General features: G+C 45.9%; 14 protein-coding genes. 10 read left to right on the forward strand and 4 right to left on the reverse strand.

All coding sequences use genetic code 11. From position 1 onward, the window contains the following. Positions 1–47: 47 nt before the first annotated feature. The 4 genes from dinB (at position 48) to ACJB0T_RS17070 (ending at position 4,051) form a co-directional block, all read left to right on the forward strand. Positions 48–1,118: a DNA polymerase IV gene (dinB, locus tag ACJB0T_RS17055; protein WP_479292303.1), complete on the forward strand. Its 1,071-nt coding sequence runs from the start codon at positions 48–50 to the stop codon at positions 1,116–1,118. 1 nt (position 1,119) lies between these two features. Then, positions 1,120–1,623, forward strand: a complete 504-nt coding sequence (locus ACJB0T_RS17060; protein ID WP_479291000.1) for a GreA/GreB family elongation factor — start codon at positions 1,120–1,122, stop codon at positions 1,621–1,623. A 90-nt stretch (positions 1,624–1,713) separates the two neighbouring features. Continuing rightward, on the forward strand, positions 1,714–2,457 hold the full coding sequence (locus tag ACJB0T_RS17065) for a DUF2884 family protein (protein WP_479292301.1): 744 nt from the start codon (positions 1,714–1,716) through the stop codon (positions 2,455–2,457). Between the two features lie 232 nt (positions 2,458–2,689). Beyond that, complete coding sequence (locus ACJB0T_RS17070; protein WP_479290998.1) at positions 2,690–4,051, forward strand: sodium-dependent transporter; 1,362 nt, start codon at positions 2,690–2,692, stop codon at positions 4,049–4,051. Positions 4,052–4,112: 61 nt separating this feature from the next. On the opposite strand, the gene ACJB0T_RS17075 is transcribed toward ACJB0T_RS17070, so the two are convergent. The 3 genes from ACJB0T_RS17075 to ACJB0T_RS17085 all read right to left on the reverse strand — a co-directional run bounded on the left by ACJB0T_RS17075 (position 4,113) and on the right by ACJB0T_RS17085 (position 6,127). Beyond that, the gene (locus ACJB0T_RS17075; RefSeq protein WP_479290996.1) at positions 4,113–4,304 is read right to left on the reverse strand and encodes a DUF4250 domain-containing protein; all 192 of its coding nucleotides are present in this window, start codon (positions 4,302–4,304) and stop codon (positions 4,113–4,115) included. A gap of 9 nt (positions 4,305–4,313) precedes the next feature. Next, on the reverse strand, positions 4,314–4,520 hold the full coding sequence (locus ACJB0T_RS17080) for a YaeP family protein (protein ID WP_042496892.1): 207 nt from the start codon (positions 4,518–4,520) through the stop codon (positions 4,314–4,316). A gap of 137 nt (positions 4,521–4,657) precedes the next feature. Next, on the reverse strand, positions 4,658–6,127 hold the full coding sequence (locus ACJB0T_RS17085) for an aminoacyl-histidine dipeptidase (RefSeq protein ID WP_479290994.1): 1,470 nt from the start codon (positions 6,125–6,127) through the stop codon (positions 4,658–4,660). 891 nt (positions 6,128–7,018) lie between these two features. Between ACJB0T_RS17085 and ACJB0T_RS17090 the strand changes: the two genes are divergently transcribed. Both ACJB0T_RS17090 and gpt read left to right on the forward strand, forming a co-directional pair. Further along, positions 7,019–8,311: an NCS2 family permease gene (locus ACJB0T_RS17090; protein ID WP_479290992.1), complete on the forward strand. Its 1,293-nt coding sequence runs from the start codon at positions 7,019–7,021 to the stop codon at positions 8,309–8,311. A gap of 31 nt (positions 8,312–8,342) precedes the next feature. Next, positions 8,343–8,807, forward strand: a complete 465-nt coding sequence (gpt, locus tag ACJB0T_RS17095) for a xanthine phosphoribosyltransferase (protein WP_042477599.1) — start codon at positions 8,343–8,345, stop codon at positions 8,805–8,807. A 75-nt stretch (positions 8,808–8,882) separates the two neighbouring features. On the opposite strand, the gene ACJB0T_RS17100 is transcribed toward gpt, so the two are convergent. Next, the gene (locus tag ACJB0T_RS17100) at positions 8,883–9,833 is read right to left on the reverse strand and encodes a DMT family transporter (protein WP_479290990.1); all 951 of its coding nucleotides are present in this window, start codon (positions 9,831–9,833) and stop codon (positions 8,883–8,885) included. Between the two features lie 50 nt (positions 9,834–9,883). Here ACJB0T_RS17100 and ftrA point away from each other — a divergent pair, with 50 nt between their 5' ends. The 4 genes from ftrA (at position 9,884) to proB (ending at position 14,015) form a co-directional block, all read left to right on the forward strand. Then, entirely contained in the window at positions 9,884–10,903 is a 1,020-nt protein-coding gene (ftrA, locus tag ACJB0T_RS17105) for a transcriptional regulator FtrA (RefSeq protein WP_479290987.1), read from the forward strand. Positions 10,904–10,956: 53 nt separating this feature from the next. Next, positions 10,957–12,204, forward strand: a complete 1,248-nt coding sequence (gene frsA, locus ACJB0T_RS17110) for an esterase FrsA (RefSeq protein WP_479290986.1) — start codon at positions 10,957–10,959, stop codon at positions 12,202–12,204. Positions 12,205–12,335: 131 nt separating this feature from the next. Next, positions 12,336–12,725: a sigma factor-binding protein Crl gene (gene crl, locus ACJB0T_RS17115; RefSeq protein ID WP_479290984.1), complete on the forward strand. Its 390-nt coding sequence runs from the start codon at positions 12,336–12,338 to the stop codon at positions 12,723–12,725. Positions 12,726–12,878: 153 nt separating this feature from the next. Continuing rightward, on the forward strand, positions 12,879–14,015 hold the full coding sequence (gene proB / locus ACJB0T_RS17120; RefSeq protein ID WP_479290982.1) for a glutamate 5-kinase: 1,137 nt from the start codon (positions 12,879–12,881) through the stop codon (positions 14,013–14,015). Positions 14,016–14,024 lie beyond the last annotated feature (9 nt).

Below are 14,024 nucleotides of genomic sequence, written 5' to 3' on the forward strand. Positions count from 1 at the left end.
CAAAATCGGCGTATACTTTTAACTGTATAAATAAACAGCTTAATGCCGTGTCTGACTCTATTCGAAAATTCATCCATGTGGATATGGATTGCTTCTACGCTGCGGTAGAGATGCGTGATAATCCACATTATCGAGGTAAGCCCCTGGCGGTTGGTGGTAGCGAGCGCCAGCGTGGGGTGATCAGCACTTGTAATTATGAAGCGAGGAAGTTTGGCGTCCGTTCGGCGATGCCAACGGCTCAAGCCCTAAAGTTATGTCCTAATTTGCTTCTCGTCCCTGGACGAATGGAAGTCTACAAAGAAGCCTCAAAGCACATTCGTGCGATTTTTGCTCGCTATACCTCGCTCATTGAGCCGCTGTCGCTAGATGAGGCCTACCTGGATGTCACAGACTCCCCTCACTGTCAAAACTCAGCGACGCGCATTGCTGAGCGTATTCGTGCCGATATCTGGAATGAACTGCAACTGACCGCGTCTGCCGGGGTGGCGCCGCTTAAGTTTTTGGCCAAGATTGCCTCGGATATGAATAAACCCAATGGGCAGTTTGTGATCCCGCCCGATCAAGTGCAGCAAGTGGTTGATGAGTTGGATTTGGGCAAAATACCGGGTGTCGGGAAGGTTAGTTTAGATAAGCTCAATAGTGCCGGCTTTTTTACCTGCTTAGATATTCGCAATAGTGACTACCGAGATTTGATTGTGCGCTTCGGTCGTTTGGGGGCTTCCTTATGGAAGAAAAGTCATGGCATTGATGAGAGACAAGTTGTCGTGGAGCGAGAAAGAAAGTCGATTGGCGTTGAGCGCACCTTTAGCGTCAACATCTCCAGTTTTGAGGAGTGTTGGCAGGTGATTGAAGACAAACTGTATCCTGAACTCGAATCTCGCCTCGCAAGAGCGACGCCTAAACGCAATGTCATCAAACAAGGAATTAAGGTAAAGTTTGCAGACTTTAAGTTAACCACCATTGAACACGTACACAACCAGCTTGATCTCCCTTATTTCAAAGACCTGCTTCGCGAGGTACTTGAAAGGCAACAAGGGCGAGAAATTCGGCTGCTGGGGCTGAGTGTGATGCTAGAGCCTTTAGAGCAAGCTCGGCAACTGTCAATGTTTGAGGAATAGTATGGACAAGCGCGCACTGCTGACTGCAGTGATAAATGAACTTGAAAGCAAAGTGACAACACTGGTCTCTGCCATGGAGCAAACCGTGGATGCTGCGACCAATGAAGAAACCGTACCAGAGCACAAATATGACACGTTAGCACTGGAAGCGTCCTATTTGGCACATGGTCAGGCGATGCGTTTAGAGCAAGTAAAGAACGACATCGCAACGCTAAAGCGCACGACGCTGCGAGAATTTTTTGAGCAAGACAGTGTTGGGTTAACGGCTTTAGTTTGTGTCGAGAATGATGATGAGCATATCGCATGGTATTGGATGTTGCCCTGTGGCGGTGGCGTGACAATAAAGGATGCTGAGGTAACAACGGACTCTGTGTTGGCGGCGCTCACTGTGGTGACTCCCCATTCGCCACTCGGTAAGGCTTTGCTTGGGCAGAATATAGATGATGAAGTGAGTCTGGCTATCGGAGATTCCGTGCAGCACTATGCTATTATCGCGATTCAGTAACGACTTTGGATCGCTTCGAGAACTGTACAGACGATCTGACCAATAGGGTGTGCTATGAAATTACCTAAACTTTTTCCAACGACAACAGCGCTGCTTAGCGTTGTCGCACTTAGCAGTGCTTTAGTGGCGAGCAATGCTTACGCTTTTGGGCAGTGCGGAGTGGACATTAAGAATGAAGTTCACCTAGATGGTGAACAAGTAGAAATCGTTAAAGCCAGTTCTAAAGTCTTGATTGATGAAGACAATAACCTGTTCATTAACGGTAAAGCGATTGAACTGAGTCAGCTACAACAAGATGCCTTGGAAAGCTATCGTGAGAACATGAACAAGTACGTGCCTCAAGCGAAAGAGCTCGCGTCTAATGGCCTTGAGTTGACCAATGAACTTATCGATGACGTCGCTGAGAGTTTCGATAACTCTGAGGCGTTTCAAAACGTCAAACAAGCGGTTGGTGAGTTTTTTGCTGATGTTCAATCTCGCTACGAAGAGAGCGGTGATTTTGTCCTAAAGTCTGAAGCCTTTAGCAGTTTTATGGACAATTGGGAGCAAGATTTAGCAAAGGCAAAAGAGGTCTTCAACAAAGAATTTTTCAGTAGTGCATTTACTGCGTTACAAGAAAAGATGAGTGAAGAGGGTGGGTTAAATCTTACAGAGCTCTCTAAGCAGATGGATGAACTCAAAGCAAAAATGTCGGACACCATGAAAGAGCAGTCAGAGTCATTAAAGCAGCAGGCAGAAGAGTACTGTGATTCACTCAATGATGTCGCAGAGCAAGAGCAGCAGTTACAGAAAACCATTCCGGAGCTTAAGGACTATCAAGTCTTTACTATCTAATCACTGCTCTAAATGATGCGTTCGCCCCAAGGTAAATAGGTGTTTGCTTTGGGGCTTTTTATTTTATTTAAGTAGACTTTTTTAGACTGGATATCTACATGGTGCTCACCTTGTGGATTCTTTCTTTGCTTGGATGGCAAAAATTAGAGTATTACCCCAAAAACATTTGCTCTTCACTCATTTTTCACATACCGTACCAGCAAACTAGTACGATATGGTAAGTGCAGTAGGTATGTCAAACACATCTTCCGCTCCAAGAGAGCGCTTTGGTTCCCGATTAGGCTTTATTCTTGCCGCTGCAGGTGCGGCCGTTGGATTGGGCAATATTTGGGGTTTCCCAACACAAGCTGCCAGCAACGGTGGTGGTGCTTTCCTTTTGGTGTATTTAGTCATGATATTGGTCGTGGCGTTTCCTATGTTAGTGGTGGAAATGGCCATCGGTCGACATGGTCAGGCGAACCCTGTCGATAGTATGAAATCTCTTACCTCCAACCCTATCGGTAAACTTATTGGTGGTATGGTCGGATGGATTGGCCTAGCCGTACCTTGCGCGGTATTGGCGTTCTATTCCATTGTTGGTGGTTGGCTGATTTGCTTCTTGTTTGGCGCATTGGCAGACATCGCCGGCCTGACGTCACTTGCAGATTGGTTCAAAGGTTTTAGTGTCGAAAGAAACGTGTTTGGTACGGTGCTTTTCTATCTGTTGACGGTGTTGATTGTTCAAGGCGGGGTAAAGAAGGGCATTGAAAAATGGTCGACACGCTTGATGCCATCGCTGTTTATCCTTTTTGGACTGCTGTTTATCTATATCATGATGCAGCAAGGTGCAATTGAAGGTCTTAAACATTACTTGATCCCAGATTTTGAAAAAGTATGGGACAGAAAACTCATTCTCGCAGCCATGGGACAAGGCTTCTTCTCGTTGACGATTGGTGGCTGTTCAATGCTTATCTACGGCTCTTATTTGTCGAAAAAAGAGAACCTACCGAAGATGGCGATGAATGTGACCTTAGTAGATACGTCGGTGGCGTTTATAGCTGGTCTTGTGGTGATGCCGGCAATGTTTGTCGCGATGCAAAAAGGCGTTCAGATTTACGCAGAAGATGGCTCATTGCTCAGCTCAGATACTTTGGTCTTTACAGTATTACCATTGATGTTTGAGTCATTGGGCATGCTTGGTTTAGTGTTCTCTGTGGTGTTCTTCTTGCTATTGACCATTGCAGCGCTAACTTCATCTATCTCGATGCTGGAGTGTCCGGTTGCCCTTGTCGATGAGCGCTTTAACACCGGTCGTAAGAAAACCAGTTGGGTACTCGGTGCGCTTATTGCGCTGTTTAGTATCTACATTGTATTTAACTTTGGTGGACTGTTCGGCTTTGTCGCTATGGTTGCAACGCAATACTTACAGCCTATTGCTGCACTGTTGTTCTGCTTGTTTGGTGGTTGGGTATGGAGCCGGGCGAGTAAGATCAAAGAGCTTGAGCAAGGTTGCCCAGACTTCCAACTTGGCTGGTTTGGTAAGGTATGGCCTTGGTACGTGAAGTTTATCTGCCCAGTGCTCGTCGTTACCGTGATCTGGGCGTCATTTGGCTAATCACTGACTATGAATCAAGAATGAAAAAACACCGCTGAGGGAAACCTAGCGGTGTTTTTGTTTACCTGAACTGACCTGCATCTTCTAGAAAGTCAAAGCCAGCACTGGCAAGCTTCTCGATAAGAGCCGATTTGCTAATGTCGAAGTAGTTGACGAGCTTATCTAAATCCCCGCCAAAGTCGTCACGCAGTTTCATGTTGACGATACTCATTAGCATCACAGGATCCATAGTTTCAAAGTTGGCTAGATTCATCTTTAGTCTCTACTTGTCTTCAAAATCCGAAATCAATAAGTTTGCCGCCGCGAATGCCGCTTGTTCACGGACATCTTTTGGCAGGCTTTCATTGGCAGCCACTTCGTTTAGTGCTCGGACGGCACATGAGATTGCTTGTGGAATGTAGGCTTGGTCGCCACTACCAATTTGTGCGTAGATTTCACGAACCAATTCACAACAACCGTAAACTTGCATAATGTCTTTCTCTAAAAATGATAACTGGTCTCAATATACACAGGCTGCAGAGGAAACTCAAAAGCCACAATTGATGTGAAACAAAAAAGCCGATGTTTTGGTTAAACATCGGCTTATCAATCACAATACTGGCTAAATTAAGCTTTAGCAGGAATCGCTTCTAGTAGGGCTACCATTTGGTTCCAGAATAGCTCAACCGTGTCGATTTTTACTTTCTCGTCAGGCGAGTGAGGGAACTTAATGGTTGGGCCGAAAGAGACCATGTCCATGTTTGGATACGGTTCTTTGAATAGGCCACACTCTAGACCCGCGTGGATCACCATGATGTTTGGTTTGTGACCGTAGATACCTTCGTACATATCACGGAAGATAGCCATGATCTCTGACTCTGGGTCTGGTTTCCAACCAGGGTAAGCACCAGAGCACTCAATCGTCGCACCGGCAAGCTCTGCGACTGATGCTAGCATGCCTTCTACTTGAGAGCGGCCAGAATCGATAAGCGAGCGAATAAGGCATAGCACTTCAACTTTATCCGCTTGCGTCGTGATTACACCAACGTTTAGTGACGTCTCAACGACACCTTCAATGTCGTCACTCATACGAATAACACCATTCGGACAAGCATTCAGTGCTGCGATAAAGCGGGATTGAGCGTTAGACTCGAACACATCGCCAAGATTTGCGGCTTCGTTAAAGCTAATAATGTCAGTTTCAATAGCGCCTAGCTCAGATTTCAGGAGCTCAGTGTAGAAGCTGTAAAGTTCTTCTAGCTTCGCTAGGTTTTCTTCTGGTAGTGCTAAAGTAACAAAACCTTCGCGTGGAATAGCGTTACGTAGGCTGCCACCACGGAATTCAATTAGGCGAGCACCAAGTTCCTTTGCGTGACCTGCTAAGAAACGGCCAAGCAGTTTGTTGGCGTTGCCACGACCAGTGTGAATATCACAGCCAGAGTGGCCGCCTTTCAAACCTTTCAGTGTTAGCTGACGTGCAACATAGCCTTGAGGTGCCGCTTCGCGAGTGATGTCGAACGTGATAGCTGCGTCAATACCGCCCGCACAACCCATGTATACTTCGCCTTCTTGTTCTGAGTCAGTGTTTAGAAGAATGTCACCTTCTAACCAACCTGCCTCTAGACCGAATGCGCCAGTCATGCCAGCTTCTTCATCGATGGTCAGTAGAACCTCTAGTGGGCCGTGTTTGATATCGTTTGAAGCAAGTACAGCTAGGCACGTTGCCATACCGATGCCATTATCAGCACCTAGCGTTGTGCCTTTTGCGGTTACCCACTCACCATCAATGTATGGCTGGATTGGGTCTTGAGTGAAATCGTGGTCAGTGTCTTCATTTTTTTGAGGCACCATATCGATGTGCGCTTGTAGAACCACTCCTTTCTTGTCTTCCATGCCTGCCGTTGCTGGCTTTTTAATGAATACGTTGCCTGTCGCGTCGCGTTTTACATCAAGACCCTGCTCTTTCGCCCAGCCAATAATGTACTGTGCTAATGCTTCTTCATGCTTTGAAGGGTGTGGGATTGAGCAGATTTTGTCGAAAAATTGCCAAACCGGTGCCGGTGACAACTTGCTGATTTCAGAATGGAATTCAGACACGGAACTCTCCTTTATGCAGACTAGGCTAGATTGTTATTCCTCAGATGTTTGGATTCGAGGTGAAAACATCTGGTTTTCTAGCTTATTTAAGATAAAGGCAAGAATACCATTAGTTGTAAACAACGAGTAGTAAAAGCAAAGCAATTATGTAATGTTGGGTGTTACTGAAATGATTTACAAAGTGCGCAGAAGTGCATATTGATGATAACATTATCCGTAATAAAATTACAAAATTGGTGGTGAATTTCAGGAATTATGAAATTTATGTGACTTGGATCGCTATTGGTCTTGTAATTTAAATTCAATATGGTATTCTTTTGAACAGTTGATTGATTCAACATAGCTTGTTCAAGGATTGAGCCCGATTTATCGCCTCCAAGGAACCGAGATTCAAAGCAACTTTATCCACTATTTGTTTTGTTAGAAGGTGATGTTATGCAAGGTTTAGCAAGCGCGATGTTTTGGACCAGCCAAAACGTATATACGAAAGACTTCGCGTACAATGTCTACTACGGTAGATAGTAATTAAGATTTTCCCCTAAATTGAGAATTTATTGTTGGTTATATACCCCAATTGATGACCAAATTATTCTACCGCCACTCTCAGGAGTGGCGTTTTTTTTACCTTTTTCTAAGAAATGCCATCTTAATCTCAAAAAGTATGGTGAATTTTCGTCCAGTTATCCCACCTTATCGCTATGATTAAATAGGGCGTAAATGCGGTAACTATTTCAATTTGTTAGCAGTCGTTACCGAATAGGTTTCATATCAACCGGAAAATATGTTGATTAGAGTCTAAATTCTAGCTGGAATTTGCGTTTTGATAACCTTATAATTCGCGCCAATCGTTTACGCAACCGTTTACTTTTTACACTTTTTAGGGATTCGATTATGCTCGAGAAGCTGTTCAAGCTCAGTGAAAATGGCACCACAGTGCGCACTGAGATTATCGCAGGTATCACTACCTTCCTGACGATGGCTTATATTATTTTTGTTAACCCAGCAATTCTAGCTGATGCCGGCATGGATCGCGGCGCAGTATTCGTTGCAACCTGTCTAGCAGCTGCGATTGGCTGTTTTATCATGGGTTTTGTTGCTAACTACCCAATTGCTCAAGCGCCAGGTATGGGTCTAAACGCCTTCTTTACCTACGCGGTTGTTCTGGGTATGGGTTATACATGGCAAGTCGCACTGGCGGCGGTATTCTGCTCTGGTATTTTATTCATTCTACTGAGTGTGTTTAAGATCCGTGAGTGGATTATTAACTCCATTCCTATGTCGCTTCGTACCGGTATCTCAGCGGGTATCGGTCTGTTCCTAGCGCTGATTGCTCTGAAGAATGCGGGTATCGTAGTTGATAACCCAGCGACGCTTGTATCTCTAGGTCACATTACTTCTCTACCAGCTACACTGGCTGCTGTTGGTTTCTTCATTACTATCGCTCTTGTTCACCGTGGTGTTAAAGGCGCGGTTATGATTGCCATCCTTGCAGTAACAGGTCTAGGCCTTATTTTTGGTGATGTTCAGTGGGGCGGCATTATGTCTACGCCACCAAGCATTGCACCAACGTTCATGCAGCTTGATTTTTCTGCAGTGTTCGAAATCGGTATGATTTCTGTTGTGTTTGCTTTCCTATTTGTTGACTTGTTCGATACGGCAGGCACGTTAGTAGGCGTAGCCCAAAAAGCAGACCTTATCGGTAAAGATGGTAAAATCCCTCGTCTAAACAAAGCACTGCTGGCTGACTCAACAGCGACTTCAGTAGGTGCACTACTCGGTACATCAAACACCACCTCTTATGTAGAAAGTACAGCTGGCGTTGCAGCAGGTGGTCGTACTGGTCTGACTGCAGTTGTTGTTGGCATTTTGTTTGTACTTGCATTATTCTTCTCGCCTTTGGCGGGTATGATCCCAGCTTACGCAACCGCGGGTGCGCTATTCTATGTAGCAATCCTCATGATGTCTGGTCTAGTTGGTATCGATTGGAGAGACATCACTGAAGCGGCACCGGTTGTTGTAACTTGCTTGCTGATGCCATTTACATTCTCAATTGCAGAAGGCATCTCACTTGGCTTCATCGCTTACGCTGCTATTAAAGCATTGAGTGGTAAAGGTCGCGAAGTATCCATGAGTGTTTGGGTAATGTCTGCAATCTTTGTCATCAAGTACATTGTGGCTGCTTAAGTCTCGAATACGGTTTAATTAGGTTATTATTATGGCTAACAAATTCATCATCACTTGGGACAATATGCACGCATATTGCCGTCAACTCGCTGAGCGTCAAATGCCAGCTGAACAGTGGAAAGGCATTATCGGTGTAAGTCGTGGCGGTCTAGTACCAGCTGCGATTCTAGCTCGTGAGCTAGGTATTCGTTATGTAGACACAGTATGTATCTCTAGCTACGACCACGATCACCAACGTGATATGACGGTACTGAAAGCACCAGAGCACGACGGTGAAGGTTACCTAATCGTTGATGATCTAGTAGATAGCGGCGACACGGCTCGTAAAATCCGTGAAATGTACCCTAAAGCTAAACTAGTAACAGTGTGTGCTAAGCCTGCTGGCGTTGAGCTAGTTGACGAATACATTGTTGATATCGACCAAGATTGTTGGATCGAACAGCCATGGGATATGGCACTGTCTTACGTTGAGCCAATTAACCGTAAGCAAAAGTAAACAGTGATGTTTGAAAAACCGCGATAGTTGATATCGCGGTTTTTTTTCGTCTGCCCTTAGTTTGTCTTTTGAGTTTTACTCAGCCGGTTTGTTGGTTAACGGGCTTCTAGGAGCTTGGCGACGCTTTGGTTCATAGTTGGAGATAGCCACACCGACAAAGATGATCGCAGACCCTATCCACTGACTGATGGATATCTCTTCCTTAAGGTAGAACACCGATAGGAACACGGTAATCACAGGTACCAAATTAATAAATGATGACGCACTGGCGGCACCGATAACGGAAATGGCTTGGTTAAAAAATAGATACGCCACCACAGAGCCCCCCAATGCCATAAACAGAACGGCAATAATGGCGTCTAGCCCAACCGGCTTTAATACCATGGCACTATCCATCATCCACCACTCCAAAAGTGGCCAAGGCAGCAGTAATAGGCTTCCGTACAGGAAGATGTAGTACATAAAAAGATTGTTAGGCGTATCTTGTTTATTGCGCTCCACAAAAATGTTGTAAACCGCAAAGCAGAAAGTGCTAAGTAACAGCAGCAAATCGCCAACCGAATAGTCAATATTGAGCAGTTTCTCCAATTGCCCATCAAATACGATGTAAATAACCCCAACATAGGCTCCTAAAAAGCCAATCACTTTTGTGAAACTCTCTCGCTTGCCGCTGCAGACAGCGATAAACAGTGTTAGGCATGGAATCGTAGCTTCAATGACTCCCGCATTGAACGCACTCGACAGTTCAAGGCCTCGAAAGTAAAAGTAATAGCATGCCGTGATCCCAAAGAATGCGGTCAGCGCCACTTTAAAGTGACGCATTAAAGGCATGGAATAGTGTTGAACTTGTCGTCGATAGAGCAGTGCCAGCACCAAAGCGGCAATACCAAATCGCAAAATGGTGACCATGGAGACTGAAAAGGTCTCCATCGCTATTTTCCCAGCAATCGCCGAGCCTCCCCAAAAAAAAGCAGAGAGAAATAATTTGAAGTAGGTCGTCAGGTTCATCGCTTGGCTAAAGTCCATATGTGGTAATCTTATAAAAAGGCTATAAGCAAAAAGGCTCATACAACAGGATGGATAGAGACAAAATTCCCCAAGATCATGCCAACTCGCTGCCACACTCTGTTGTTTTAGTGGGATTCGAGTCACTGAGAACCTTTGAGTTTGGCTGCGCGGTGGAAATCTTTGGACTTGAGCGACCGGAGCTTGGCGTCGATTGGTACCAGTTTAAGGTTTGTGGCATAGAGTCACGTACAGTACAAGCCATTGGGGGCGTATCGGTGACGTTTGAACACGGCCCTGAGGTACTAGAGCAAGCCGACACCATTATTCTTCCCGGCTGGCGAGATGTGAATGAGCGGCCACCCAAGGTGTTGGTGAATGCACTAAAACGTGCGCATGAACGTGGTGCACGAATCTGCAGTATTTGCACCGGGGCATTTGTGCTTGCGGCAGCGGGATTGTTAAACGGGCGCGCGGCGACAACACATTGGCACCACTCACACCTACTTTCACTGCGCTATCCAAGCCTTCGGGTGTCATCATCTTCGTTATACATTGAAGATGGGAACATTGTGACCTCTGCGGGTTCGGCCGCCGGGTTGGATATGATGCTCTATATCGTGCGACAGGATTACGGTTATCGGATTGCTAACATGGTAGCACAGCGCCTTGTTATTCCTGCTTACCGAGATGGAGAGCAGTTGCAGATCGTTTCGCAGCAGGCGATGGCGACATCGCAGACTAGGATAGCGGAAGTTATGGATTGGGTTAGAGAGCACTTGTCTGAATCTCATACGGTGGATTCGCTTGCAAGCCAAATGGATATGACGTCGCGCACCTTTCAGCGAGCGTTTAAAAATGTCGTCGGACTGCCGGTGATTGAATGGCTAACGCGAGCGCGAGTGGATCGCGCCAAGGAGCTGCTTGCCACGACCTCGTCAACGGTGTCACACATTGCTTACCATTGCGGGTTTGCATCTGAGAGCACCTTTCGGCATCAGTTTCGAAAGCGAGTAAGCCAAACGCCAACTGAGTTTCGGCGTCAATCATCGAGAAATTTGCAGCAATTGAGAGACAAAAACACTGAATAATCGCGATTATTCGATTATATTGTTGCTGTTAACAGGTAATGCTAGGTGCGCGTATGTCCGAAGAAGTCAGCAAAAACATCTCTGAAACCTTGTTTGAAAAAAACAAGCAGGCCAAAGAAACCTCTCACCTTATCCGGTACATGCCAAGCAGTATCCGTGTGCTTGAGGAACGTCAATCAAAGCAGCCAACCTCTTGGTATCGCAATCTCTTGCGTCTGCAATGGGTTTGGCAGGGCATGGACCCGATTGAGCTAGAATCAGTTCTGGCGAAAATTGCCTCTTCGGATCACTCGAGAACGGTTGATGAGTGGCTTGATACTGTCATGGGGTATCACGGTGGTAACTGGAACTACGAGTGGACCAAGCATGGCATGATGCATCAAAAGCGTGCCAACGATTTGCAAGGTGACGCAGCAGCGGAAGAGCTGTTTAAAGCCTCACTGAGCTTTAGTATTGCGGGTTACCCGCATCTTAAAAATGACAACCTAGCGCTGCAAGCTCAGGTGCTGGCAAACAACGCCTACAACGAAGCCGCGAAACACACCAGCCACATCATTAAGCAAGTTGAGATCCCGTATCAGAATCGACGTATTGCCGCTAATCTTCACTTAGTAAGCACTGAGAAACCTCAGCCTGTTGTGATTGTTAGTGCTGGATTAGATTCTTTGCAGACTGATATGTGGCGCCTATTCAGGGACTATTTGGCTCCTTCGGGTATCGCCATGCTTACGGTCGATATGCCATCAATCGGCCACAGCTCTCATTGGCCGTTAACGGAAGACACCTCTTGTTTGCACCAAGCCGTATTGAGTGAGCTTCCGCATATTCCTTGGGTGGATCATTTTAGAGTCGGTTTGCTTGGTTTTCGTTTTGGTGGTAATGCCATGGCTCGCCTGTCGTTTCTTGAGCCAGAAAAAATTAAAGCATGTGTGACGTTAGGTGCGCCCATTCACCATTGCTTAGCGACTCCGCAGATTATTCAGTCAATGCCAAAAATGTACATTGATATGCTCGCGTCGCGTCTTGGGAAAGATGCAGTAGATATCAATAGCCTTGCCGGACAGCTGATGGCTTGGTCGCTGAAAATTCAAGGCTTCTTATCCTCTCGCCGAACCAAAGTTCCTATTTTGGCGATGAGTATGGAAGGGGATATAGTGTCACCGCTATCCGATAACCGCTTGTTAGCGATGTTTAGCCAATATGGTAAAGCTCGTGAGATCCCTGCGAAAGGTATCGCAAAGGGATATGCGCAATCCCTCGAAATGGCCATCAAGTGGTTGGAGGACGAACTTTTAAAGTGACATTTGTGCTAATTTAGTGAACTATGTGAAATGATTGTGTAATCAAGTGCATGATAAAAATATAAATTCAACACAATTTGTTATCGCTATTTATGTTTTATCCCTATTTCATATAGAAACGGAGTTTCCCTATGTCAGAAACGGCGAAAACCCCTACTCACTATCGCTTAATTGCTGCGTTTAAAGCTATTGGTCCGTATTTACGAGAAACCTTGAGTAAAGACGGTAGCTATCACTTTGACTGCCTTTCGGTGTGCGTGGATGATACCAAGTCTCCAGAAGATAGAGAGTTTTGGGGCTGGTGGCTCGATTTAGCCCTAGTAGATGGGCAGTTTGAGGCGACGTATCAAATTGGTTGCTACAACCAAATCGGCGAGTGGATTTTAGAATCGGCACCAAAATCGGCTATTAACGAGATAAATCGCACCCAAGAGGTGTTTCATCAAAAATTGAAAGCGACACTCAACGATAAATTCGAACTGGTTGTCTCTATTCATGATGACTCAGTAGAGTTTGTATAACCGCCTGTCATTAGGCTCCAGAGCCTGCCTTGAGCAGCTTTGGAGCCTTTTTTGTGCCTCTTTTCCCCGCGCTTCGTTTTTTTACTTGTACAAATGATGTTTGATTGCTAAAACATCACTCCTTATTCAATTTTTCACGTCAAACAAGTAGAGATGACTTTGGATATTACTCGTCAAACTGCCGACAAAAAAACGGTAGTGGTGAAGTTAGGTACTAGCGTCCTAACAGGTGGTTCCCTTGCGCTAAATAAAGCGCACATGGTTGAGCTGGTCAGACAATGTGCTGAGCTGAAAAAGCTTGGACACTCCGTTGTAATGGTATCTTCAGGTGCTATTGCCGCGGGTCGCGAGCACCTAGGCTACCCCGAACTTCCCAAAACGATGGCGAGTAAGCAGCTTTTAGCCGCCGTTGGTCAAAGCCAGCTTATTCAAGTATGGGAGTCTTTGTTTGCTATTTACGGGCTTAAAATCGGCCAAATGTTGCTAACGCGCGCCGATCTTGAAGACCGTGAGCGCTTTCTTAATGCGCGCGATACTATCAATGCTTTGGTTGAACACGACATTATCCCAGTCGTGAACGAAAACGATGCGGTAGCGACCAGTGAAATTAAGGTTGGAGACAACGACAACCTATCGGCATTAGTGGGTATTTTGTGTGGTGCTGATAAGCTGTTGCTGCTTACTGACCAACGCGGTTTGTTCACAGCCGATCCTCGTAAAGACCCAAATGCCGAGTTGATCCGTGAAGTCACAACGATTGACGAGACACTTCGCAGAATCGCAGGTGGTAGCGGCACGACATTAGGTACCGGTGGCATGGCAACCAAGCTTCAAGCGGCAGACATTGCACGCCGTGCAGGCATTGAAGTCATTATTGCTGCGGGTAGTGCAGAAAACGTGGTATTCGACTCTCTATCTGATGAGCCTCAAGGCACTCGTTTCTTACCTCTACCTGAGGCGCTTGAAAATCGTAAACGTTGGATACTCGCAGGCCCTGCGGCAACCGGTAACATTGTTATCGATTCAGGTGCAGTGAATGCGGTAATAGGTAAGGGCAGTAGCTTACTTGCTAAAGGGGTAATAAAAGTTTCAGGCCGCTTCGCTCGTGGTGAAGTGGTTCGTGTGACGACCAATGACGGAGCTTTAGTTGCAAAAGGAATTTGTGGCTACTCCGATGCTGATCTGTCCAAAATAGCAGGTAAGCACAGTAAAGAAATTGCTGATACGCTTGGCTATGATTATGGTGCGGAAGTGATTCATCGCGACGATATGGTCGTCATTCAAGATTAAGAATAAAGG

This window comes from Vibrio sp. CB1-5 (assembly GCF_059412285.1).